This window comes from Delftia sp. Lp-1, from assembly GCF_020523835.1.
GTDB classification, from domain to species: Bacteria; Pseudomonadota; Gammaproteobacteria; order Burkholderiales; family Burkholderiaceae_C; genus Comamonas; species Comamonas acidovorans.
On the sequence record NZ_JAJALJ010000001.1, the window covers coordinates 2,016,660 to 2,040,012 of the forward strand.

Here is a 23,353-nt window from a genome sequence, read left to right on the forward strand (position 1 = left end):
ATGCCCTCTGGCCAGGCGCCGCCGCCCGCCCCCTACCGCGAACACTGCCCGCCGCCCGCCTTGCAGCCGCACTTCCAGTGCCTGTGGAGCAGCACCGTGGCCCCGGACTATGCCGGCGGCTTTCTCGTGGTGCCCGATGGCTGCGTGGACATCGTCTGCAAGGGCGGGCGGCTGCTGGCCGTGGGGCCTGACAGGGTGGCTGCGCGGCCCGCGCTGGTGCCGGGGTCCGAGGTATGGGGGGCGCGCTTCGGCCCCGGTGCGGCCAGCGCCTGGCTGGGCCTGCCCATGGACGAGATCGTGGGGCAGGCGGTGGAACTGGGCGATCTGCTGGGGCCGCGCGCGCGGGAGTGGGTGCATCGCATCAACGATGCGCAGCCGGGCGCAGGGCAGGCCGTGTTCATCCATGGACTGGTGCAAATGGGCCGCGACGCCCCAGCGCCGGACCGGCAGGCCATGGAGCTGTTCAGTGTGGCGGCTGCGGCCGGGCGGGATGAATCCGGTGTGCTGGCCGCCATGCGCGCGCAGCTGGACATGTCCGAGCGCAGCCTGCGCCGCTTGTGCCACGCGCAGTTTGGCTACGGCCCCAAGACCCTGGAGCGCGTGCTGCGCTTTCAGCGCCTGCTGGCCCTGGCACGGTCTGACCGGCAGGCAGGTCTTGCGGCGCTGGCGGCGGACGCCGGCTATGCGGACCAGGCGCATCTGTCGCGCGAGGTGAGGGCGCTGTGCGGCGTCACGCCCCGCGCTGCCCTGCAGCAACTGCTGGATTGAGCAGTCCGGCTGGCCGTTTTGTTCAAGATGCCGTGCCCCTGCGTGGCCGATGATGGCGGCTTACCGACATTCAATGGAGCATCACATGGGCATCAGGGGCAACAACCACCAGATCGACAACATCGAATTCAACGTGGCCGACATCGCACGCAGCAAGGCGTTCTACGGCGAGGCCTTCGGCTGGACCTTCACCGACTACGGGCCGGCCTACACCGAGTTCAGCGATGGCCGGCTGACGGGCGGCTTCACCACCGGCGAGGAGGTGCGGCCCGGTGGCCCGCTGGTCATCCTCTACGCCGACGATCTGGTCGAGGCACAGCGCCGCGTGGAAGCGGCCGGGGCCGGGGCCGTGATCAGCCGCGCGGTGTTCGCGTTCCCGGGTGGCCGCAGGTTCCACTTCACCGATCCGGATGGCTACGAGCTGGCCGTGTGGTCGGCCGATGCCTGAAAGCCAACAGCCCGCATCTGCGGGCTGTTTTTCATGGGACTGGGCCGGGCGTCAGTCGACGTTGGAGCCCAGCTGCATGTCCTTGTACTTCACGATGTGCGTGCCCTTGACCAGGCGGTAGCCGCCCCAGATCAGCAGGAACAGCGGCAGGCCGATATAGGTGGCGACCACGCCGGTCCAGTCGATGCGGTCGGCCATGAAGGCCTCGTAGTTCTGGCCCAGCGTGATCACCATGCACAGCACGAAGGCGAAGATTGGGCCGAACGGGAACCAGGATGCGCGGTAGGGCAGCTGGTTCAGGTCCAGGCCCTGGGCCTCGAAGCCCTTGCGGAAGCGGTAGTGGCTGATGGCAATGCCCAGCCAGGCGATGAAGCCCGTCATGCCCGACAGATTCAGCAGCCAGATGTAGACCAGCTGCGGGCTGAAGATGTTGGTCAGGAAGCACAGCGCCGCCACCACGGTGGTGGCCAGCAGGGCCAGTGTGGGCACCCCGCGCTTGTTGACATACGAGAACATGCGCGGCGCCATGCGTTGGCAGGCCAGCGTGTAGAGCATGCGCGTGGAGGCGTACATGCCCGAATTGCCGGCCGACAGCACCGAGGTCAGCACCACGGCGTTCATCACGGCGGCGGCCGACAGCAGGCCCGCGCGCTCGAAGACCAGGGTGAAGGGGCTCACGCTGATGTCGCCCAGATCATTCTTGAGCAGGTGCGGATCGGTGTAGGGGATCAGCAGGCTGATGACCAGAATGGCGAAGACGTAGAACAGCAAAATGCGCCAGAACACTTGGCGCACGGCGCGGGGCACGTTCTTGGCAGGGTTCTCGGATTCGCCAGCGGCAATGCCGATCAGTTCCGTGCCCTGGAAGGAGAAGCCCACGATCATGGCCACGCCGATCAGCGCCGAGAAACCGCCCGCAAAGGGCGCGTCGCCCTGGCTCCACAGGGCAAAGTTGCCCCAGACGCCTTCAGGCGCGCCGCCCCGCACGATGCCCAGGATCATGAGCACGCCCACGCCGATGAAGAGGATGACGGTGGTCACCTTGATGGCGGCGAACCAGTACTCGGCCTCGCCGAAGCCTTTGACCGAGATGGCGTTGAGGCCGAACATGATGGCCAGGAACAGGGCGCTCCACAGCATGCCGTTGCCGTCGGGGAACCAGTAGGCCATGACCAGCTGGGCGGCCACCAGGTCCACGGCAATGGTGACGGCCCAGTTGTACCAGTAGTTCCAGCCCAGCGCGAAGCCGAAGCCTTCGTCCACATAGCGCGCGCCGTAGGTGGCGAACGAGCCCGAGACGGGAAGGTTGGCGGCCATTTCGCCGAGGCTGGTCATGAGGAAGTAGACCATCAGGCCCACGATCATGTAGGCCAGCAGGGCGCCGCCGGGGCCGGCCTGCGAGATGGTGGCGCCCGAGGCAACGAAGAGGCCGGTGCCGATGGAGCCGCCGATGGCGATCATGGACAGATGCCGCGCCTTGAGTTCGCGCCTGAGCGCGGTGGGAGCGGCATTCTTGGAGTTGTCTGCTGCCATGGATGTGTCGATTGGTGGATCAGATCCCGCGCGGCCGCTGGCCGGCGCGGGGGCAGGAATGCAAAACAGGAAAAACAAAAGAGCCGCTGTGTCGCGGCCCCATCAAGGTGCATGCACCACGAAAAGGCGTGATTGTCCGAGAACGCTGCCATCGTGGAAAGGCAGGAGTTTAATCCCCCTTCACCCACATAAGCGGAACTGAATCCGAACCCACTGTGTGCATGGCGCCACGCCGTCTGCGGCCCGCCTGCCTGCTTACCACTGTGTCTGCGCCAGCAGCAGCTGGGCCAGTGCCTTGATGCGCGGCGAGGCCTGGCGCGTGCGCGGGTAGACCAGGGACAGTTCGCGGGCGCGGCCCTCGTGCTGGGGCAGCAGCCGCACCAGCCGGCCCGCCTGCAGGTGCTCGCGCACCGCGAACTCCATGACCTGGGCCACGCCCAGGCCGCCCAGCGAGCCTTCCACCAGCGGATCGCCGCTGTCGAAGGTCACGGTCTGCGGCGCAGGCCAGTCCAGCGTCTCGCCATTGCCGGCCAGGAACTGCCAGGGCACGCGCCGGCCCAGGTAGTGGTTGTAGACGGCCATGCAGCTGTGCTGCGCCAGCTCCTGCAGCGTCTGCGGCGTGCCGCGCGCCGCCAGGTAGGCGGGCGAGGCCACGGTCACCCAGCGCAGCGGCGGCAGGGCGCGGGCAATCATGCGGCTGTCTGCCAGCGGGCCTATGCGCACGGCCGCGTCAAAGCCTTCCTCCACCATGTCCACCAGGCGGTCGGTGAAGCTGGTGTCGATCTGCAACTGCGGATGCTCGCGCAGCAACTGCCCCAGCAGCGGCACCAGCACGATGCGGCCCAGCATGGACGGCGCCGTCATGCGCAGCACGCCGCTGGGGGCGCAGCGCCGGTCGCTGACCAGCTGGCGCGCCTCTTCCAGCCCGGCGATTAGCGGGGCGCAGCGGTCCACCAGCGCACAGCCATCAGGCGTGAGCGAGACGCTGCGCGTATTGCGGTGCAGCAGCCGCGTGCCCAGGTCTTTCTCCAGCTGCGCCACGGCGCGCGAGATGCGGGGCTGGCTGGTGCCCAGCAGCGTGGCGGCCTGGGTGAAGCTGCGGCTTTCGGCCACCTTGATGAGCAGGTGCACGGCGTTGAGATCCATGGCATGTCTCCAGATTCGATTAATGCAGTTTTGCATAAGAAAAATGAAAATCTGCTGTTTATCTTCACAAGTGCATTAATTAGGATCGGCGCCATGCCAATGACCGATTCCCCCGGCGCCCTGCGCCACCCGCGCGCCGCGCTGGCGCTGCTGTCCCTGTCCCAGCTGCTGATTGCGCTGGATGCCACCATCGTCTTCGTCGCGCTCGACGCCATGGGTCAGCAGTTGCAGATGGACGCGCACCATCTGCAATGGGTGGTCAGTGCCTACAGCGTGGCCTTTGGCGGCTGCCTGCTGCTGGGCGGGCGCTGCGCGGACCTGCTGGGCAAGCGGCGCATGTATGTGGCGGGCATGGCGCTGTTCGGCCTGGCCTCCCTGGTCGGCGGCTTTGCCTCGCAGCCCTGGCAGCTGGTGCTGGGCCGCGCAGGGCAGGGCGTGGCCGGGGCGCTGCTGTTTCCGGCAACGCTGTCGCTGATCAACACCTTGTATGCGGCAGGGCCCGAGCGCAATCGCGCCCTGGCCGTGTGGAGCATGGCGTCGGCCGGCGGGCTGGCGGCCGGCGCGATGCTGGGCGGCGTGCTCACGCAGACGCTGGGCTGGAACTGGGTGCTGTGGGTGCTGGTGCCCGTGGCCTGGCCGTGTGCCATGGCGGCGCTGCGCTTTCTGCCGCCCTCGGCCCAGACCGGGCGCGCCGCGCCGGGCCAGGGCTTCGATCTGGCCGGCTGCCTGAGCGTGACCGTGGGCAGCAGCCTGCTGGTGACGGCCCTGGTGCAAGGCCCTGAATGGGGCTTTGCCAGCGCCGCCACGCTGGGGACGCTGGCCGTGGCGATCGCGGCGCTGGCGCTGTTCTGGCGCATCGAGGCCCGCATCGCCTCGCCGCTGATGCCGCTGTCCCTGCTGCGCGTGCCCAGCCTGCGCGCGGCCATGCTGCTGACCATGATCTTCATGAGCAGCTTTGGCGTGCAGTACTACTTCCTGGCGCTGTATTTCCAGCAGATCTTCGGCTGGAGCCCGCTGCAGGCCGGCATGGCCTTTTTGCTGCCCACGGCGGTCTGCACGCTGGGCATCCGCTGGGCCGAACACTGGCTGCACCGCTCCACGCCGCGCACCGTGCTGATGGGCGGCTGGGCCGCAGGCACCATCGGCCTGGCCTACATGGCCTGGGCGCTGCCGCTGGGTGGCAGCTATGTCTGGCTGGTGCCCGGCTTCGTGGTGCTCAGCCTGGGCCAGGGCGCGTGCTGGACCGCCATGTGGGTGGTGGCCGGCCAGGGCGTGGCGGCTGGGCAGCAGGGCGTGGCCTCGGGCATTGCGGCCACGGCCCAGCAAGTGGGCGCGGCGCTGGGGTTGGCCCTGCTGGTCATGGTGGCCACGGCGCCGCTGGCCGGCATCACGGCGCCCGATGCGCTGCGCGAGGCCACCGCCCGGGGGCTGCAGCAGGCCGAATGGGGTGCTGCGCTGATCGCGCTGCTGGGGTGGGTGGTGTCGGCGGGCATGCGCCGCGCACCGTCAAGCCAAGCCGTGCCGGGCGCGGAGCAGCCGGCCTGCTCGCCTTGAGGTCACTGGCCCGCAGTTACCATCTGCGGCTGCTTTGCACACCCCTCACCACCAACCCACATGGCAGAAACGAGCATCTCCAGCGACTGGGTCCGGCATTCGCAACTGGGCGCTGGCCTGGAGCGCATCGAGGCCTATTTCGGCGGGCACGGCTATGCGCCCCACAGGCACGACACCTACGCGCTGGGCCTGACGCTGTCCGGCGTGCAAAGCTTTGCCTACCGCCGCAGCCAGCGGCACAGTCTGCCGGGCGGTGCCATGGTGCTGCATCCCGATGAATTGCATGACGGCCACGCGGGCACCGACGCAGGCTTTCGCTACCGCATGGTCTATGTGGAGCCGGCCCTGATCCAGCAGGTGCTCGGCGGCAGGCCCTTGCCCTTTGTCGAGGGCGGGCTGTCTGCCGATCCGCGGCTCAAGGCCGCGCTGCTGCCGCTGCTGCAGGGCCTGGATGAAGACCTGGAGCCGCTGGCCCGCGACGACGCCATCTACGACCTGGCATGGGCGCTGGACGCCGTGGCGGGCCGCCGCAACGTCCGGCGCCTGCCCGACCTGGGGGCCGTGGAGCGCGCCCGCGCCTGCATCCACGACGCGCTGGTGCAGGGCGTGACCCTGGATGCCCTGGCCCAGGCCAGCGGCCTGGACCGCTGGCGGCTGTGCCGTGACTTCCGCGCGCTCTACGGCACCAGCCCCTACCGCTACCTGACCATGCGCCGGCTGGACACCGTGCGGCGCCTGCTGCTGGCCGGGCAGGGCGTGGCCGATGCCGCACTGCAGGCCGGGTTCTTCGACCAGAGCCACATGGCGCGCCAGTTCGCCATGGCCTATGGCGTGCCGCCCGCACGCTGGCTCAGGCGCCTGGGCGCGGCCTGAGCTGCACGATCGTGCAAGACCGAAGGGATGGCGCTTCCTAGCATGGAGGCTTCACACGCTTTCATAAGGTCTGCCCATGACGTTCCCCGTTGGAAACCGCCCCTACGAGGCCATCAACTTCCCCGAGAAATTCAGCCGCTTCACCGGCCAGTGGAGCCCCCGCGTCGTCGCCGAGATGAACGACTACCAGTTCAAGATCGTGCGCGTGCAGGGCGAGTTCATCTGGCACTCGCATGCCGAAACGGATGAAGCCTTCCTGGTGCTGGACGGCGAACTGCGCATCGACTTCCGTGATGGCCATGTGCTGCTGCGCCAGGGTGAGCTCTACGTGGTTCCCAAAGGCACGGAGCACAAGCCCAGCGCCAAGCGGGAAGCCCGCCTCATGCTGATCGAGCCGCGCGGGGTGCTGAACACCGGGGAGGAAGGCGGCGAGAGGACGGCGATGAACGATGTGTGGGTTTAGCCAGCCCGCAGCCATCCCATGAACAAGGGGCGCCGCAGCGCCCCTTGTTCCCGGAAGTGCGGAGCGCTCAGCCCAGCAGCAGCGCGTCGTCGGCCAGCTTTTCGCCGCGCACCTTCTCGAACATGTGCAGCAGGTCTGGCACGTCCATGCGGGCGCGTTCTTCGCCGCTGACGTCGAGCACGACCTGGCCCTGGTGCAGCATCACCGTGCGCTCGCCCACGTCCAGCGCCTGGCGCATGCTGTGGGTGACCATCATGGTGGTGAGCTTGGCCTCGGAGACGATGCGCGCCGTCAGCTGCAGCACGAAGTCGGCCGTGCGCGGGTCGAGCGCGGCGGTGTGCTCGTCCAGCAGCAGGATGCGCGAAGGCTGCAGCGCCGCCATCAGCAGGCTCACGGCCTGGCGCTGGCCGCCAGAGAGCAGGCCGATGCGGTCGGTCAGGCGGTTTTCCAGGCCCAGGCCCAGGATGGACAGGCGCTCACGGAAGTTGTCGCGCATCTCGGCCTTGACGGCGCGGCTCAGGCGGCGGAAGGTGCCGCGGCGCTGGGCCAGGGCCATGTTTTCCTCGATGGTCAGGTCCTCGCAGGTGCCCGCCATGGGGTCCTGGAAGACACGGGCCACGCGTTCGGAACGTGCCCACACGGGCAGGCGCGTCATGTCCTGGCCGGCGATCTCGATGCGGCCCTTGTCCACGGACAGGTCGCCCGAGACGGCGTTCAGGAAGGTGGACTTGCCGGCGCCGTTGGAGCCGATGACGGTGACGAACTGGCCGTCGGGAATGTCCAGCGACATGCCGCGCAGCGCCCGCGTTTCGATGGGCGTGCCGGGGTTGAAGGTGATTTCGAGTTGTTGTGCGCTCAGCATGAGGGTTCTCCGGCGATCAGGACTTGCGCTGTGCAAATTTGCGCTTCAGTTGTGGGATCACCAGGGCGACGGTCACCAGCAGGGCAGTGACGAGGTTCAGATCCTGGGCCTTGAGGCCGATGAAATCGCTGTTGAGGGCCGCTGCAATGAAGAAGCGGTAGACGATGGCGCCCACCACCACGGCCAGCGTGGCCCAGACGATGCGGCGCGAAGGCAGGATGGACTCGCCCACGATCACGGCAGCCAGGCCGATGACGATGGTGCCGATGCCCATGGAAATGTCCGAGCCGCCCTGGGTCTGCACGAACAGCGCGCCGGCCAGGCCCACCAGGCCGTTGGAGATCGCCATGCCCAGCAGGATCATGGCGCCGGTGTTCACGCCCTGCGAGCGTGCCATGCGGGCGTTGGAGCCCGTGGCGCGGATGGCCAGGCCCCGCTCGGTGGCGAAGAACCAGTCCAGGCCCAGCTTGGCGAGCACGACGATCACGAACAGGATCACCGGGCGCATCACATAGTCAGCCACGCTGTCGGGCTGCAGCAGGGTGAACAGCGTGGTCTCGTTGATCAGCGGCACGTTGGGGCCGCCCATGATGCGCAGGTTGACCGAATACAGGCCGATCATCATCAGGATGGAGGCCAGCAGGTCCATGATCTTCAGGCGCACATTGAGCCAGCCCGTGATCAGGCCCGCGACGGCGCCCGCGGCCGTGCCGGCCAGCGTGGCCAGCCAGGGATTGGTGCCCGTGGAAATCAGGATGGCGCAGACGGCGCCGCCCAGCGGAAAGCTGCCGTCCACCGTGAGGTCGGGAAAGCGCAGCAGTCTGAACGAGATGAAGACGCCCAGCGCCACCAGGCTGAAGATCAGGCCGATCTCGACGGCACCGAGCAATGAGAAAAGAGACATAGGAGGAGCGACAGGCGCGTGGGACAGAAAACGACTTAAAAAAAGGGCAGGGCCATGTTGCCATGGCGCCTGCCACCGTGGGCGCACTGACCGGGTTGGTCCCGGGCAGGCAAACCCCGGGTATTACTTGATCACCTGGGCGGCCGACTTGACCAGCGCGTCGGACAGCTTGACGCCTTGCTTCTCGGCGGCGCCGGGATTCACGAACAGCTCCATCTTGGTGCTGACTTCGGTCTTCATGTCGCCGGGCTTTTCGCCCTTGAGGATGCGCACGACCATGCGGCCGGTCTGCTCGCCCAGATCGCGGTAGTTGATGCCCAGGGCAGCCACGGCGCCGCGCTTGACGGAGTCGGTGTCCGAGGCCACCAGCGGGATCTTGGCGTCCTGGCCGACCTTGACCAACGACTCGTAGGCCGAGACCACATTGTTGTCGGTATTGGTATAGATCACATCGACCTTGCCGACCAGGCTGCGCGCGGCGCTGCTGACGTCCACGGAACGGGGTGCGGCGGCTTCCACCAGGGTCATGCCCAGCTTGGGCAGCAGGGCCTTGAGTTCCTTGACCACCACGGCGGAGTTGGCCTCGCCGGGGTTGTAGACCATGCCCACGCGCTTGGCGTTGGGCACGACCTGCTTGACCAGATCCATCTGCTTGTCCAGTGCCAGCAGGTCGGACACGCCGGTCACGTTGTTCTTGGACGGCTCCCAGCTGGGCACCAGCTTGGCGGCCACGGGGTCGGTCACGGCGGAGAACACCACGGGCACGGTCTTGGTCGATGCGACCACGGCCTGTGCCGAGGGCGTGGCGATGGCCACGATGGCGTCAGGCTTGTCGCCCACGAACTTGCGTGCGATCTGCGCGGCCGTGCCGGTGTTGCCCTGGGCACTCTGGTACTGCCACTTGAGGTTCTTGCCGGCTTCGTAGCCTGCTTCCTTGAGCGCGGCCTGCACGCCGTCGCGCACGGCGTCGAGTGCAGGGTGCTCGACGATGGCGGTCACTGCGACCGACTTCTCGTCAGCGGCGTGGGCGCCGCCCGTGATGGCGGAAATTGCCAGGGCCAGCGCGCCCAGGGGCGCCCAAGACAAGTGCTTCATACGTGTATCTCCAACGTGCTTGTGTTTGTTCCTGTTTGCTCAGCAGAAGGCCGCACAGGACGGTCGCGGCGCTTCGCGGCAAAGTCTACTGCAGCCGCCCTGTACGCCTTGGCGTTTGGACGACCCGGTTTTCACCTATAGGTTTGTATCTAAAAATTGGCATGAAATCTGCGGGGAATGCCCTAGGTGCAACTTTTTCATGCGTGTTGGACAGGTTTGGCGGTGCAGGTTTGCGTCTTCAGGGGCTTGTTTTTGGCTTTGTCGTGCATTTTTATTGCGTGCAAGCGCCTTTCGGATGGCCTTCTATGCTTTCTGGGCCTGCATGGCTTTGACGGCGCTCAAAGAAAAAGCCTGCACAAGCAGGCTTGGGCAGGCTTCAGAGGAGGGCCGGTGTGGCGTGCGGATCACATGCCCGCGTAGTTCGGCCCGCCGCCGCCTTCGGGTGTGACCCAGACGATGTTCTGCGTGGGGTCCTTGATGTCGCAGGTCTTGCAGTGCACGCAGTTCTGGGCGTTGATCTGCAGGCGCTTGCCGCCCTGGGCCGTGTCGTCCACGAACTCATAGACGCCGGCCGGGCAGTAGCGCTGCTCGGGGCCTGCGTACTTGGCCAGGTTGATGGCCACGGGCACCGAGGCGTCCTTGAGCGTCAGGTGGGCGGGCTGGTCTTCGGCGTGGTTGGTGTTGCTGATGAAGACGCTGGACAGGCGGTCGAAGGTCAGCTTGCCATCGGGCTTGGGGTAGTCGATGGGCTTGCACTCGGCCGCAGGCTTAAGGTAGGCGTGGTCGGGCTTGTCGCGGTGCAGCGTCCAGGGGATGTTGCCCTTGAGCACGAACTGCTCGATGCCGTTCATCAGCGTGGCTGTGGTCAGGCCCTTCTTGAACCAGGCCTTGAAGTTGCGCGACTTGTTCAGCTCTTCGTACAGCCAGCTGTTCTCGAAGGCCTCTACATAGGCGCCCAGCTCGTCGCCCTGGCGGCCCGCGACGATGGCGTCATAGGCGGCTTCGGCGGCCAGCATGCCGGTCTTGATGGCGGCATGGCTGCCCTTGATGCGGCTGACGTTCAGGAAACCTGCGTCGCAGCCCACGAGCGCGCCGCCCGGGAACACGAACTTGGGCAGGGACAGCAGGCCGCCGGCCGTGATGGCGCGCGCGCCGTAGCCCAGGCGCTTGGCCGGCTTGATGCCCTTGGACTCGTCGCCTTCCAGGTAGTAGCGGATGTTGGGATGGGTCTTCCAGCGCTGGAATTCCTCGAAGGGGCTCAGGTAGGGGTTGGCATAGTCCAGGCCCGTGATGAAGCCCAGCGTGACCTTGTTGTCGTCCAGGTGGTAGAGGAAGGCGCCGCCGTAGGTCTTGCTGTCCATGGGCCAGCCGGCCGTGTGCATCACGAAGCCGGGCTTGTGGCGTGCCGGGTCGATTTCCCACAGCTCCTTGATGCCCAGGCCGTAGCTTTGCGGGTCCTTGCCGGCGTCCAGCTGGTATTTGGCAATGATCTGCTTGCCCAGGTGGCCGCGTGAGCCTTCGGCAAAGATCGTGTACTTGGCGTGCAGCTCCATGCCCAGCTGGAACTCGCCCGTGGGCTCGCCGTCCTTGCCGATGCCCATGTTGCCGGTGGCCACGCCCTTGACCGAGCCGTCGTCGTTGTAGAGCACTTCGGCGGCAGCAAAGCCCGGGAAGATTTCAACGCCCAGTGCCTCGGCCTGCTCGCCCAGCCACTTGACCACGTAGCCCAGGCGAACGATGTAGTTGCCATGGTTCTGAAAGCAGGCCGGCAGCAGGAAGTTGGGCGTGCGCAGGGCGGATTTCTCGCCCAGGAAGACCATGGCGTCGTCGGTGACGGGCTGGGTCAGGGGCGCGCCTTTTTCCTTCCAGTCAGGGATCAGCTCGGTCAGCGCACGCGGGTCCATGATGGCACCCGACAGGATGTGGGCACCGGGCTCCGAGCCCTTTTCCAGCACGACGACGGAGACATCCTGGCCTTTTTCGGCCGCCAGCTGCTTGAGGCGGATGGCCGTGGCCAGGCCGCCGGGGCCGCCGCCAACCACCACCACGTCGTATTCCATGGCTTCGCGCGGCCCGTACTGGGCCAGGATTTCTTCGTTCGTCATCGGGGTGTCTCGCTTGGATATTGAAAAAACAGGATGTTCGGCAGACCGAACGTTCGTTCGGCTGCAGCGCAAATGCCGCAATGCGGTGGATTCTATGACGTGCGTGGACCCCGTCGTTGCTGATAGGTGACAGCGCGGGAATCCGCCCTGCTGCACAGTGACCGGGGGCTGCGGGGCATGGTGCCTTGCGGTGGCGCTACAACAAGGAGACTGCAGGCATGCGCATAGAGATTCCAGAATATAAAAAATGGGTTCACGAGATGCGATTCAAAGTGCGCTGGGGCGACATGGACGCCATGGGCCATGTCAACAACGCCATGTACTTCCGCTATCTGGAGACTGCCCGCATCGACTGGATGGTCGAAGCGGGCATGGCGCCTACGCCGGGCGGGCAGGGGCCGGTCATCGTCAATGCGTTCTGCAACTTCCACCAGCAGCTGGCCTATCCCGACGAAGTGCTGCTCAAGATGTACGTCAGCGACCCCGGCCGCACCACCTTCGAGACCTGGGGAACCATGGAACGCATCTCCGAGCCCGGCGTCATCTGCGCCGCCGGCGGCGGCACCGTGATCTGGGTGGACTTTCCCAGGCAGAAGGCCATCGAGTTGCCGGGCTGGGTGCGGGAGATGGTGGGATAGCGGCCCTGGCTTCCTTCAGATGATGTGCCTGGGCACTGCACGCCAGGCCATGGCGCCCGGAGTGCCTGCGGGCGCGGGAGCCTCGCGGATCATCGGATGAACGACACATGCCGTGTCGTCCATGCCCGCATTCCCCAGGAGGTTCGATATGGATTGGTTGCAAAAGCTGCTGTGCCGGCTGTTTGGCTATCGCTGCCCGTTGAGCATCGAGCTCAACGGCGACAGCATTCTCAACGGCTACGGCGTGGACATCACGCCGGTGCAGCGCATCCAGGCGGCACGCCCCTGGTGGACGCTGGATGACAGGTGCATCAACGGCCTGCGGCTGCAAAAACTCATGCTGACGTTTGCCGACGTGCCGCACAACAGCCGCGTCACGGTCATCGCCCTGGGCGCCAATGATGGCTTCGGCCTGGTCCCGCCAGACGAGTACCGGGCCGACCTGCTGGAGGCCGTGCGCATCAGCCGGGAATGCGGTTCCACTCCCGTCTTCACGGGCCTGCCCGGCATGCCGCTGGGGCGCTTTCCCGTGGAATGGACGGACAACCTTGACGCCCTGAACGCGGTGATGCACGACATCGCCACGCAACAGGGCATACCGCACGCCGGCTGGGATGCCGATTTTCGCGGGGACGAGGATCTGAACCCGGATGGCGTGCACCGCACCCAGGCCGCCAGCGACAGGTTGGCCCAGTTGCTGATCCAGACCATCGACAGGCTGCCCCGCTGAAACCGCAGGCCCTGGCCTGCCGAGCCGCACAGTTCGGGCCGACTGGCGCAGGACCCGCTTCGGTCTGGCTGGCAGCGAGGCGGTGGCCTGCTTGCCGCGCTATGCAGGGGGTGCATGTCCCCCTGCTCAGAGGGGGAGGGGAATGCGCGACGGATTCGTTGAGCCTTGGAGCAGTGGCTGCAGCATTGGCTGCAGCCCGAGCATCAGATCAAGGTTCTGCACCGCCGCGCCGGCAGCGCCCTTGCCCAGGTTGTCGAACACGGCGGTCAGCAGTACCTGCTGCTCCTGCGGCTGTCCGAACACCGCGAGCCGCATCCGGTTGCTGCCATTGAGCGCGCGCGGGTCGAGCCGCTGCGCATCGGCGTCCGCCACCAGGGGTTGCAGCTCGATGCAGGGCTGGCCCTGGTACCGCGCCTGCAGCGCAGCGTGCAGACTGCGGGCGGTCACACCGGCGGGCAGCAGCCGCAGATGCAGGGCGATGGTCAGCACGATGCCTTGCCGGTAGTGGCCATAGGCCGGCACGAACACCGGCGCATGGGCCAGGCCGGCATGCTGCTGGATCTCGGGCACGTGCTTGTGGTGCAGCCCCAGGCCATAGACCTGCAGGGGCACGGCAGTCGCGGCGGCAGCGCCCTCATGGTCCAGCAGTCCTGCGCGGCCCCGTCCCGAGTAGCCCGATACCGCGTGAATGGCCAGCGGGTAGTCGGGGGGCAGCAGGCCCGCGTCGATCAAGGGCCTGAGCAGTGCCAGCGCACCTGTCGGATAGCAGCCGGGATTGCTGACGCGCCGGGCATGGGCGATGCGTTCAGCCTGGCCTGCCTCCAGTTCCGGCAGGCCATAGACCCAGCCCGGCGCGGTGCGATGCGCAGAACTCGCATCGATCACGCGCACGCCGGGCCGGCGCACCAGCGCCACGGCCTCGCGCGCAGCCTCGTCCGGCAGGCACAGCAAGGCGATGTCGCAGTCGTTGAGCGCCTCGGCGCGGTGCGCCGTGCTTTTGCGCAGGTCGGCCGGCAGCTGCAGCAGGCGCAGGTCGGTCCGATCCGCCAGCCATTCGCGCACCTGCAGGCCGGTGGTGCCTTGGTCGCCATCGATGAAAACAAGAGAGGTCATGGGTTGCTCCGATTGGGTGTGGAGCGCATGGTGCAGCGCCTGCCGCATGCAGGCCAGTTGAATCTGACAAACTACGGATTCATGATTCCTGAATTGCTGGCAACCTGGGACACCGCACCATGCGCGAAATCAATCTGGACCGTCTGCGCACCCTGCTGACGGTGGCCGACCTGGGCTCATTCGCTGCCGCCGCCAAGGTGCTGCACCTGGCGCCGCCCACGGTGACGCTGCATGTGGCGCAGCTCGAAGAGCGTCTGGGAACACGTCTATTGCACCGCGCACCGGCCGGCGTCACCGCCACATCGGCCGGCAGCCTGCTGATAGACAAGGCGCGCCAGCTCCTGGCCGAGGCCGATGATCTCCTGCAGACCGTGCAGCGCCAGATCGCCACGCGCGGGGGCCGCGTGCGCCTGGGCGCCTCCACCGGCGCACTCGCGCACCTCTTGCCCCAGGCACTGGAAACCCTGGCCGCCCGGCATCCCGAGATCGACGTGCAAGTGGCGGTGATGACCAGCGAGGAAGCCCTGGCGCGCCTGGCTGCCGGCAGCCTGGACATCGGCATCGTCGCGCTGCCACAGCCCGTGCTGCGCGGGCTGCAGGTGCAGGCCTGGCGCCAGGACCCCGTGCTGGCCTTCATCCCGGCCGCCTGGAAGCCGCCGCGGCACATCACGCCCGCCTGGCTTGCGGCCCGCCCCCTGATCGCCAACGACCGTGGCACTCGGCTGTCACGCCAGACCGCCGAATGGTTTGCCGCAGGCGGCGCCCGGCCACAGGCACGGATCGAGCTGAACTACAACGACGCAATGAAGAGCCTGGTGGCGGCGGGCTACGGCGCCGCGCTGCTGCCCCACGAGGCCGGCGCTCCGCAGCCTGACCCCCGCATCACCACGCGACCCCTGCGGCCAGCACTGTCAAGGGCGTTGGGCATCGCGCATCGCAAAAGGCCGGATGACGACGCGACGACGGTGACGATTGAGGTTTTGATGGGGATGCGGGGCATCGCGGCTTAGAAAAATCGATACCAAAGGGGCAGCTGCGGAACGTAGGTGATCATGGCCATCACGACCAGGCACGCCACCAGGAACCAGCCCAGGTTTCGAAGCAGGTCGATGATCGGCACCTTGTTTGTTCGTGCCGCCACATAGAGGTTCGCGGCCAGCGGCGGCGTGAGCAGCCCGAGCTCGATGTTGGTCACCAAAATGATGGCGAAGTGGATCGGATCGATGCCGAACTTCGCTGCAGTCGGCGCCAGCAGGGGGCCCATGAGCAGGGTTGCGGCATTGGTTTCCATGAACATGCCCACGACCAGCAGGATGATGTTCACCACCAGGAGGAAGATGATCGGGCTGTCGGTCACCGTGGTGGCCCACATCGCGATCGACTGCGGTACCTGCTCCAGCACCATGGCGCGGTTGAAGATGCTGGTGAAGCCGATGATCACCAGGATCGCCGCGGCGGACAGCGCGGCGCTCAGGAAAATCTTCTCCATGTCGCGCACGCGCACGGCCCTGCTGACGAGCGTGATCAGCAGCGCGTAGAGCGCCGCCACCGCTGCCGCCTCGGTGGGCGTGAAGATGCCCGTGTAGATGCCTCCCAGCACCAGCACCGGCAGCATGAGCGCGGGCACGGCTCGCAAGAACACGCTGGTGCGCGAGACGGGCGCGGCAGCGCAGGTACGGCTGGATTCACCGGAATGCACTGCCGCCGGCTTTTCCTTGCCACCCGGCAGCACGCGGCGGGCGAGCGAGGCGTGCACGATCATGAAGGCCAGCATCATGACGATCCCGGGCCCGATGGATGCCATGAACAGCTCGGTGATCGAGACTCCCACGATGGAGCCGTACAGGATCAACGGAATCGACGGAGGGATGAGCACGCCGAGCAATCCCGCAGACGCATTGAGCGCCGCGGTGTAGCCGGGCGAGTAGCCGCGTTCGATCATTTCCTTGCCGACGGTGCTACCTATCGCGGCCACAGTCGCGACCGACGAGCCGGTGATGGCGCCCATCAGGGCGCTGGCCAGCACCATCACATGGCCCAGGTGGGCCTGTAGCCGCCCGATCAGTGCATCGCAGACAGCGGTGAGCTGCCGGATCAGCCCCCCATGACTCATGAGCTGCCCACCCAGCAGGAAAAGCGGAATCGCCAGAAGCGGAAAAACGGTAACGGTGTCATAGGTGATGGAGGGCAGCACCGACCAGTCGATGTTCCACCGTTCGGCGTTGACCATCACCACCAAGGTGAAGGCCACACCGACGGGCACACCCAACAACAGAATGAAGATGAGAGCGGGACCGATGATCATGGGTGTTCCTTGGCAACCGATGGTTGATTGGTTGCGGCACGGATCAGCTCGGCCAGGGCATGCAGCACCACCAGCGCCATGCCGAGCGGGAAGAAGAAAGTGGGAATCGCGACAGGAATGCCCATGTCGAGGCCTCGCTCGCCGGAGCTCAACGCGCTTTGAAAGAACCCCAGTGCTGTCCAGCAATAGACTGCGCCGAAGACGATCATGGTGAGCGCCGTGAACACCCGACCGGTCCGGCGAACCCACGGGCGCTTGACCTGGTCGATGATGTCCACCGCGATGTGCGTCCCTGTGCAGGTACACATTGCTGCACCGACGAAAGTGAGTGGCGCCATGGCGTAGATGGCGATTTCACCGGCGTCGGGCAGGTGGAGACTGAAGTACCTCACCGCCACGCTGAAGCAAATGCCCACCAGCATGGCGACAAGCGAGATGATGCAAATCCACTTCTCGGCCAGGAACGCGTGGCGTTCCACCGAAAACAGCCACGTGCTGGCGCGTTTGCTGACGGACATGGGCCCCTCCTTCACTTATTTGCGAGCAGCCGCAGCCTCTTGGCGCAGAGCAGCGATGCGTTCAGCACCGTAGGTGCCCGCCAGCTTTCCCCACAGGCCCTGGCCCACCTTCTCGAACTCGGCCATGGCCTGCGCCGATGGCCGGACGAGCTTGATGCCGCCGGCCTCGATCTTCTTCAGAAAGTCCGCGTTGAGCTGGCGGCTCTTGTCGATCTGCTTGCTGGTCACCTCGGCGGCGGTGTCGGTCAGGATCTTCTTTTCGGCTTCGGACAGCGCCGACCAGAACTTCGAGCTCGATGCCACCGTACCCATGGCATATACATGGTTGGTCAGCGTCATGTACTTCTGTGTCTCGAACAGGCGCGATTCGTAGGTGATGCTGGCGCCGTTGTCCTGGCCGTCCACCGTCTTTTGCTGAAGCGCCGTGAACAGCTCGGGGAACGGCATCACAACCACCTGGGTGCCGGTTTCCTCGAAAAAGCCCTTGATCGCAGCCGAACCTGGAACCCGCAGCTTCAGGCCCTTCAGGTCAGCCGGCTTCTCCACCGGACGGCTGGAGTTGGTCACAGCGCGGAACTCGAGCTCGAAGAAGCCCAGCGTCTCGATGTTCTGCTTGGCCAGCGTCTCGCGCAGCGTCGTCTGCAGAACGCCCTTGGGGTTGTAGAAGATGGCATCTACCTGCTTGAAGTCGGATGCGATGTAGGGCAGGTAGTGGATGTCGAGCAGCGGGTTCAGGCCGGCCAGTGAGCCGGGGTTCAGCAGTGCCAGCTCCAACGAGCCGCGCGACAGTTCGCGCGCCTGTGCCTGCTCGCCGCCCAGTTGGTTGGCCGGGAAGACCATGATGCCGATCCGGCCCTTGGTGCGTTCGCCCACCAGCCTGGCGAATTCCTGCGCTGCCTGGTCCATGGTGCTGTTGGCAGCGAAGACATGGCCCATTCGGGCCTTGACCTGCTGGGCCATGGCCGGAACGGCGGCCAGGGTGGCGAGTGCGAGCGCAGCGCCCGCGATGAAGTTGCGCTTGTTCATGGAGTCTCCTCTCAGGGTGGAAAAAGTGATGGTTCAGATGCCCCGGGCGCCAGAGGCGAGGAAGCCGCCATCGACCGGCAGGGTGACGCCGGTCACGAACCCCGCGTCCTCGGACACCAGGTACATCACGGCCGCTGCGATTTCGCCCACGGTGCCGTATCGGTTCATCGGGATCGCGTTCTCGTACTCCCGACGGAATTGCGCGGTGTGCAGCACACGGGTCATCGGTGTGTCCACCGGACCGGGCGCCACGGCGTTGGCCGTCACGCCCTTTTCGGCCAGCTCGACTGCCATTTGGCGGGTCAGCGCGATCACGGCGCCCTTGGAGGTGCCGTAGGCAGTCCGCCCGGTGCCGACGGCGCGCATGCCTGCCACCGAGGCGATGTTGACGATACGGCCCCAATGGTTGCGCACCATCAGGCGCGCTGCGCGCTGGCTGCACAGGAAGGTGCCGTTGACGTTGACGGCCATGGTGGCCGCGAAGTTGTCGTCCGGAAACTCCAGGAAGGGATGGACCTTGGCGATGCCGGCCGAGTTGACCAGCACGTCACAGCGTCCATGGCGCTGCTCGATGGCGGCGAAGGCGCTGTCGACCGATGCGGCGTCGCCAACGTCGATGGCCTGGGCCTCGGCGGTCGCACCGTCGGCGCGCAGGTCCGCGGCGGTGGTCTCGGCGGCCGTCTGGTCGCTGTCGGCGACGACGATGGCAAAGCCTGCGGCGGCCAGACGCCGGCAGACTTCGGCGCCGATGCCCATGGCGCCGCCGGTGACGACCGCGACGCGGTGTGGAGTGTGGGTGGATGGCAAGACAGGTCTCCTGGTGGTTTTGTGTGAATGGTTCAATGCATCAGGCGTCCCCGGCGCTGCCCCGCAGCGCGCGGACGAAGTAGTCGGGAGCGCCCATCTGGCCGCCCTTGAGGGCCAGCTCCAGCCCGCTCAGGTGGGACTGTGTGGACAGGACGGCACACAGCGGTGCGCCGGGCGACAGGCGGGCGCGGATCTCCAGGGCGTCGGGGCCGAGGGCCTGTGTGATGCGGCTGGACGTGTCGCCCCCCGAGAGCACCAGGCGACGCAGCCGGTGGCGGCGAACGATGGCGTCCACCGCGATGCCCAGCCGTTCACTGACCAGGCGCCCGCTCTGGTGGCGCGCCTGCTCCAGGCTGGCGCCCCGCATCTGCAGGCCCTGGATCAAGCGGGCCACGCGCGGATCGGACGGGCCGCGTGCGGTGTGCATCACCACGCTGGCGCCGCTGGCCAGCGCACTGACCACCTCGCTCACAAGGCGCGCCTCGGCGGCGGCGGTGTCAGGGCCGATGGCCAGCGCCTCGACATCGATCGCCACCTCGCGGAAGCCGGCGTCCACCGCCGCCTCGATCTGCATCGCACTGAGCTTCGAGGCGCTGCCCGAGACGACCAGCACCTGGTCGACGGCGCCGAAGCTGCCGTAGCGGTCGCCCGACGCAGCCGTTTCTCCCTGCCAGGACTGCGTCAATGCGTACTCGACACCGGACGATCCGACCACAAAGAGGGGCGCTTTTAGCCCCGCAGCCATCTGCTGAAGGCAGTCGCCGGTGGTGGTCAGGTGGCCGGCGCTCAGGCCGTCGATCACCACCGCCTGCCGGGCTGGCGCCATGGCGCGGATGTGTTGCGCCAGCTCGGCCGGCGACTGGGTGTCGAGCCAGGTCAGCGGCACGTTGCCGATGGCCAATGGCGCCTGCTTTTCCAGGTGCCGGGCCACGTCGGACTCCTGCATCGGCGTCACCGGGTGCACGCTCATGATCGGGTGGCGGTCGATGCGGTACACCTCGCCGTCGGTGCCCGACCGCGCAAACAGGTGGCCAAACAGGCAGTAGCGACCCAGTGCCGGCGTGCTGGCGACGATCGGCACCACGGGCTGCGGGAAGGCCGCCCGAGACAGTTCGATGACCCGGCCGATGTTGCCCACCGCTGGCGCGCTGTCGAAGGTGGAACATACCTTGTAGTGCACGATCTGTGGCGCCAGGGCGGCGAGCCCACTCAATACGTCGGGCAGCTGCGCATCCATCTCCTGCGGCGTCATCGCCCGGCTCGCGCCGGCCACGCCGATGGCGTCGAAGCCGCCCAACGCAGCCATCTGCGCCGACTTCGGCACCGACAGGAAGAGCGCGCAGCGCAGCCCGCTGAAAGCCAGGACCTCCAGCGCATCGGTGGAGCCGGTGAAGTCGTCGCCGTAGAACGCGAGCTTCAGCCCTTGGGGCTTGTCAGTCGAAGTCATCGTTCACCGCCCGGCAAAGTGCGCCATTGCCCGCTGGAGTGCGGGGTGCGTTTTGGCGTAGGCGTCCAGGCCGATGCTCGCCACCGCCGCCTCCCAGCCTTCACGCATGCTGGCCAGACCGGCGGCGATGCCGTCGGGGTGGCCGATGATGCCGCCGCCGGCCAGGTGCATGAGGTCCACCGTACCCAGAGCCGCGTACAGGTCCGGCGCCTGGCCCGCCCACTGGCCCGACGAGAACACCGGCATCAGCGGCTGGTGTCCGGCCCAGGGCGACAGGCAGGCGCGGGCCGAGGCGATGACCGAGTCGTCCGGCTCCCAGAACTTGCTGCGCAGGCCGTTGACGTGCAGGTGGTCCACGCCCGCCAGGCGCCACAGCTTCTGGTAAGCCTGGAACGAGAAGCCCAGCCCATGGTGCCGTGTGAACGCGCCCCAGCCGTTGCGGTGGCCGTGGATCGGCAACTGAGCGTGGCGGCGCAGGTGTTCCACCCCGGCGAAGCCGACCCAGTTGACGCTCACCATCACGCAGGTGCCGCCTGCTGCGAGCACGGCATCGTGGCGGCGCAGCATCTCGTCGATGGAGCCGGAGATGTTGATTGCGTACATCGGCATGCGGCCCAGGCGGTCTGCATGGCGCTGCAGCACCGGCATGACGGCCCGCAGGCGCTCGTCGAACGGCGCATAGGGTGGATCGGCGATCAGCTCATCGTCCTTGATGAAGTCGATGCCGGCTGCGCACAGCGAGTCGACCAGTTCGGCAGTCTGGCCAGGCGTGAGGCCGATGCTGGGCTTGATGATGGTGCCGATCAGCGGCCGGCCGTGGACCCCGGCCATCCGCCGGGTGCCGGACACCCCAAAGGCCGGGCCGGCGAATTGGGCGGCGTAGCCGGGCGACAGGTCCAGGTCCAGCAGGCGCAGACCGGTGACCTCGCCCAGTTCGTACAGGTTGCCCGCCACCGTGGCCAGCAGGCTGGACAGGTTGGCTCCGACGTTGGCCTCCGGGAACGCGATCTCGATCTCGGCCCGATGGAACACCCCGCCGTGCGGTTGGCGATCCACATAGGCGCTGGGCAGCGTGGGCTCAAGCGCAGGGGCGAGCGGCTCGATGCGGGTGACACGAGCGCGAGAGCGTTCCTTGAGCTCGTCCGTCTCGCCGGGCAACGAGAGGAAGGTGCCGCTGGACTGTTCGCCGGCGATGACCTGCGCAACCTTCTCGGACGAGACCGAGCTTTCGACGAAGTAGCGCGCGGTGAATTCGGCACGGGTGGTGTTCTTGGTCATCGGGCTGTGAGTTAATTTTGAAACCGGACTGAACGATAAGAGCCATCTTTCCTTGTGTAAAACGATATGATTTCGGTAGGCTGTGACTTAAACTCACACGGCACCCAGGTTGACCCTTAGTTGGAAAGTGCATCCATGACCACCCCCCACCGCCTCTCGCTCAACGCACTGCGGGCCTTTGAAGCGACGGCGCGCCTGCGCAGCTTCAGCGCGGCGGCGGAGGAACTGTCGGTCACGCATGGCGCGGTCAGCCGCCACATCCGGATGCTGGAAGACACGCTGGGTCTGGCACTTTTGCAGCGCACGGCGCAGGGGGCCATGCCGACCGGCGAAGGGCAGCGCCTGGCGGAGGGCCTCTCGAAGGGTTTCGGACTGATCCAGTCCAGCGTCGAGCAGCTCAAGCCGGGCCCGCTGACCCTGGCCTGCTCGGAGTCGATCATGATGTACTGGCTCATTCCCAGGCTGGGTCGCTTCAAGGAAGCTCACCCCGAGGTGGAGCTGCGCTTCAACATGAGCCACGGGCCGATCGACTTTGCGCACGACAACGTCAGTGTGGCGATCCGGCTGTCGTCGATCGAACCGCCCCGGGACGCCGTGCGTGCAGACGTCGCGCACGAGTGGATCGGGCCGGTGTGTTCGCCCGAGTACCTGCGACAGAACCGCATCGCGTCCTTCGAAGACCTGGCGCGGGCGCAGCTCATGGTTTCCCGCACCCGCCCGAACGCCTGGGCCGACTGGGCCCGCTGCAGCACGCAGCCAGACCAAAACCTGCGGGTGGACCAGTCGTTCGAGCATTTCTACCTGCTTATCCAGGGCGCGCGCTGCGGCCTGGGCATGGCCAATGTGCCGCGCATGCTGGTGCGCGACGACTTGATGAGCGGCACCCTGGTGGCGCCCATGGGCTTTGTGCGCGGCCCCAACCGGCTCGTGTCCTGGACCGCGCCCCACCTCAGCCGCCGCCCCGATGTGGTGAAGCTGGTGGACTGGCTTCACGACGAACTGCGGGCCACGGAGCCCTGAATCCCCACGGGTCAGCCGGCGAGCAGCGCGGCGTGCTCACGCAGGTGCTGCCTGAACCGCTGCGCATAGTCGCTTCCCACGGAATCGATGACGCTGCGTCGCAGCGCGAGTGCGTTGCGCCATGCCGACACGCGAGGCAGGTTCTCGAAGATGGCGTGCGACACCGCCGGATCCAGGCTGTCGAAGTAGCGAAAAACAGGAGCGAAGACGGCGTCCACCATGCCAAACGCGGTGCCGTCGAAATAGGGCCCCGACCCGAGCACCGCTTCCAATTGCTGGAGGCGGTGCCGGAACGCTGCCTGCTTGGCATCTGCAGCCGCGCGGTCGATGGCGTTGAGAAACTGCCAGGCGTGCGCAAGTGTCGCGGTGCCGAACTCGATCCAGCCCCGCTGGCGGGCACGCGCCAGTGCGTCGCGTGGATACATCGGTGCGCCGCCCTGCGACTCTTCGAGGTACTCGCAGATCACCATGCTCTCGAAGATCACGGCTTGCGTTCCGTCTTGCTGGCGCACGCGCAGCAGCGGAACCTTGCCGTTCGGCGACATGTCCAGGAACCAGTCGGGCTTGGCGGCCAGATCGATGGTGATCCTGTCAAAGGGAACACCCTTTTCCAGCAGGACGATCGCCGCTCGCTGGACAAAGGGGCATAGCGGATGGCTGACGAGGGTGATGCGGGGCTCGATCATGAAGCTCTTTCGAAGTGGGGGTGCGGTAGCCACA

The 23,353-nt window shown here is 66.8% G+C and carries 23 protein-coding genes; 9 read left to right on the forward strand and 14 right to left on the reverse strand.

What is annotated here, in order from left to right; translation table 11 throughout:
• Positions 1–768, forward strand: coding sequence for a helix-turn-helix domain-containing protein (locus LGR64_RS08925; protein WP_141831547.1), 768 nt, complete (start codon positions 1–3; stop codon positions 766–768).
• A gap of 85 nt (positions 769–853) precedes the next feature.
• Positions 854–1,216: a VOC family protein gene (locus LGR64_RS08930; RefSeq protein WP_141831549.1), complete on the forward strand. Its 363-nt coding sequence runs from the start codon at positions 854–856 to the stop codon at positions 1,214–1,216.
• A 51-nt stretch (positions 1,217–1,267) separates the two neighbouring features.
• Here LGR64_RS08930 and LGR64_RS08935 read toward each other — a convergent pair whose 3' ends face one another.
• Together LGR64_RS08935 and LGR64_RS08940 are read right to left on the reverse strand one after the other, a co-directional pair.
• Positions 1,268–2,749 carry an amino acid permease gene (locus LGR64_RS08935; RefSeq protein WP_013801947.1) on the reverse strand — a complete coding sequence of 494 codons (1,482 nt, stop codon included), beginning with the start codon at positions 2,747–2,749 and terminating at the stop codon, positions 1,268–1,270.
• A 255-nt stretch (positions 2,750–3,004) separates the two neighbouring features.
• Entirely contained in the window at positions 3,005–3,895 is an 891-nt protein-coding gene (locus tag LGR64_RS08940; protein WP_230355276.1) for a LysR family transcriptional regulator, read from the reverse strand.
• A gap of 93 nt (positions 3,896–3,988) precedes the next feature.
• Between LGR64_RS08940 and LGR64_RS08945 the strand changes: the two genes are divergently transcribed.
• The 3 genes from LGR64_RS08945 to LGR64_RS08955 all read left to right on the forward strand — a co-directional run bounded on the left by LGR64_RS08945 (position 3,989) and on the right by LGR64_RS08955 (position 6,785).
• Positions 3,989–5,449, forward strand: a complete 1,461-nt coding sequence (locus LGR64_RS08945) for an MFS transporter (RefSeq protein ID WP_328511967.1) — start codon at positions 3,989–3,991, stop codon at positions 5,447–5,449.
• 60 nt (positions 5,450–5,509) lie between these two features.
• Positions 5,510–6,322: an AraC family transcriptional regulator gene (locus tag LGR64_RS08950; RefSeq protein ID WP_063325588.1), complete on the forward strand. Its 813-nt coding sequence runs from the start codon at positions 5,510–5,512 to the stop codon at positions 6,320–6,322.
• A gap of 76 nt (positions 6,323–6,398) precedes the next feature.
• Positions 6,399–6,785, forward strand: a complete 387-nt coding sequence (locus tag LGR64_RS08955; protein ID WP_043825491.1) for a cupin domain-containing protein — start codon at positions 6,399–6,401, stop codon at positions 6,783–6,785.
• A 67-nt stretch (positions 6,786–6,852) separates the two neighbouring features.
• On the opposite strand, the gene LGR64_RS08960 is transcribed toward LGR64_RS08955, so the two are convergent.
• From LGR64_RS08960 to LGR64_RS08975, 4 genes are all read right to left on the reverse strand, one after another.
• Entirely contained in the window at positions 6,853–7,647 is a 795-nt protein-coding gene (locus tag LGR64_RS08960) for an ABC transporter ATP-binding protein (protein WP_012206116.1), read from the reverse strand.
• A gap of 16 nt (positions 7,648–7,663) precedes the next feature.
• Positions 7,664–8,551, reverse strand: a complete 888-nt coding sequence (locus LGR64_RS08965) for an ABC transporter permease (protein ID WP_034394853.1) — start codon at positions 8,549–8,551, stop codon at positions 7,664–7,666.
• Between the two features lie 123 nt (positions 8,552–8,674).
• Positions 8,675–9,646, reverse strand: a complete 972-nt coding sequence (locus tag LGR64_RS08970) for an ABC transporter substrate-binding protein (protein ID WP_034394850.1) — start codon at positions 9,644–9,646, stop codon at positions 8,675–8,677.
• 404 nt (positions 9,647–10,050) lie between these two features.
• The gene (locus tag LGR64_RS08975; protein ID WP_141831556.1) at positions 10,051–11,751 is read right to left on the reverse strand and encodes an electron transfer flavoprotein-ubiquinone oxidoreductase; all 1,701 of its coding nucleotides are present in this window, start codon (positions 11,749–11,751) and stop codon (positions 10,051–10,053) included.
• A 218-nt stretch (positions 11,752–11,969) separates the two neighbouring features.
• Here LGR64_RS08975 and LGR64_RS08980 point away from each other — a divergent pair, with 218 nt between their 5' ends.
• Together LGR64_RS08980 and LGR64_RS08985 are read left to right on the forward strand one after the other, a co-directional pair.
• The gene (locus LGR64_RS08980; RefSeq protein WP_141831558.1) at positions 11,970–12,389 is read left to right on the forward strand and encodes an acyl-CoA thioesterase; all 420 of its coding nucleotides are present in this window, start codon (positions 11,970–11,972) and stop codon (positions 12,387–12,389) included.
• Positions 12,390–12,537: 148 nt separating this feature from the next.
• Positions 12,538–13,119 carry a GDSL-type esterase/lipase family protein gene (locus tag LGR64_RS08985; protein ID WP_043825486.1) on the forward strand — a complete coding sequence of 194 codons (582 nt, stop codon included), beginning with the start codon at positions 12,538–12,540 and terminating at the stop codon, positions 13,117–13,119.
• A 126-nt stretch (positions 13,120–13,245) separates the two neighbouring features.
• Here the strand turns inward: LGR64_RS08985 and argC are convergent, their stop codons facing one another.
• On the reverse strand, positions 13,246–14,232 hold the full coding sequence (argC, locus tag LGR64_RS08990) for an N-acetyl-gamma-glutamyl-phosphate reductase (protein ID WP_141831560.1): 987 nt from the start codon (positions 14,230–14,232) through the stop codon (positions 13,246–13,248).
• 119 nt (positions 14,233–14,351) lie between these two features.
• Between argC and LGR64_RS08995 the strand changes: the two genes are divergently transcribed.
• A complete protein-coding gene (locus LGR64_RS08995) occupies positions 14,352–15,242 on the forward strand; it encodes a LysR family transcriptional regulator (protein ID WP_096916612.1) in 891 nt (296 codons plus the stop codon).
• On the opposite strand, the gene LGR64_RS09000 is transcribed toward LGR64_RS08995, so the two are convergent.
• The 6 genes from LGR64_RS09000 to LGR64_RS09025 are packed head-to-tail and all read right to left on the reverse strand — an operon-like array spanning position 15,239 to position 21,613.
• Positions 15,239–16,537: a TRAP transporter large permease gene (locus tag LGR64_RS09000; RefSeq protein ID WP_230355278.1), complete on the reverse strand. Its 1,299-nt coding sequence runs from the start codon at positions 16,535–16,537 to the stop codon at positions 15,239–15,241. The two genes, LGR64_RS08995 and LGR64_RS09000, sit on opposite strands and share 4 nt — an antisense overlap.
• Entirely contained in the window at positions 16,534–17,055 is a 522-nt protein-coding gene (locus LGR64_RS09005; protein ID WP_096916611.1) for a TRAP transporter small permease, read from the reverse strand. The genes LGR64_RS09000 and LGR64_RS09005 overlap by 4 nt, the downstream gene beginning before the upstream one ends.
• A gap of 15 nt (positions 17,056–17,070) precedes the next feature.
• The gene (locus tag LGR64_RS09010; RefSeq protein WP_230355279.1) at positions 17,071–18,081 is read right to left on the reverse strand and encodes a TRAP transporter substrate-binding protein; all 1,011 of its coding nucleotides are present in this window, start codon (positions 18,079–18,081) and stop codon (positions 17,071–17,073) included.
• A gap of 33 nt (positions 18,082–18,114) precedes the next feature.
• Entirely contained in the window at positions 18,115–18,888 is a 774-nt protein-coding gene (locus tag LGR64_RS09015) for an SDR family NAD(P)-dependent oxidoreductase (protein ID WP_230355280.1), read from the reverse strand.
• A 40-nt stretch (positions 18,889–18,928) separates the two neighbouring features.
• Positions 18,929–20,335, reverse strand: coding sequence for a four-carbon acid sugar kinase family protein (locus LGR64_RS09020; protein ID WP_216294359.1), 1,407 nt, complete (start codon positions 20,333–20,335; stop codon positions 18,929–18,931).
• Between the two features lie 3 nt (positions 20,336–20,338).
• The gene (locus LGR64_RS09025) at positions 20,339–21,613 is read right to left on the reverse strand and encodes a ribulose-bisphosphate carboxylase large subunit family protein (protein WP_230355281.1); all 1,275 of its coding nucleotides are present in this window, start codon (positions 21,611–21,613) and stop codon (positions 20,339–20,341) included.
• A 135-nt stretch (positions 21,614–21,748) separates the two neighbouring features.
• On the opposite strand from LGR64_RS09025, the gene LGR64_RS09030 reads away from it, so the two are divergent.
• Positions 21,749–22,633: a LysR substrate-binding domain-containing protein gene (locus tag LGR64_RS09030; RefSeq protein WP_034394820.1), complete on the forward strand. Its 885-nt coding sequence runs from the start codon at positions 21,749–21,751 to the stop codon at positions 22,631–22,633.
• An 11-nt stretch (positions 22,634–22,644) separates the two neighbouring features.
• Here the strand turns inward: LGR64_RS09030 and LGR64_RS09035 are convergent, their stop codons facing one another.
• Positions 22,645–23,319, reverse strand: coding sequence for a glutathione S-transferase family protein (locus LGR64_RS09035; RefSeq protein WP_230355282.1), 675 nt, complete (start codon positions 23,317–23,319; stop codon positions 22,645–22,647).
• Positions 23,320–23,353: the final 34 nt, after the last annotated feature.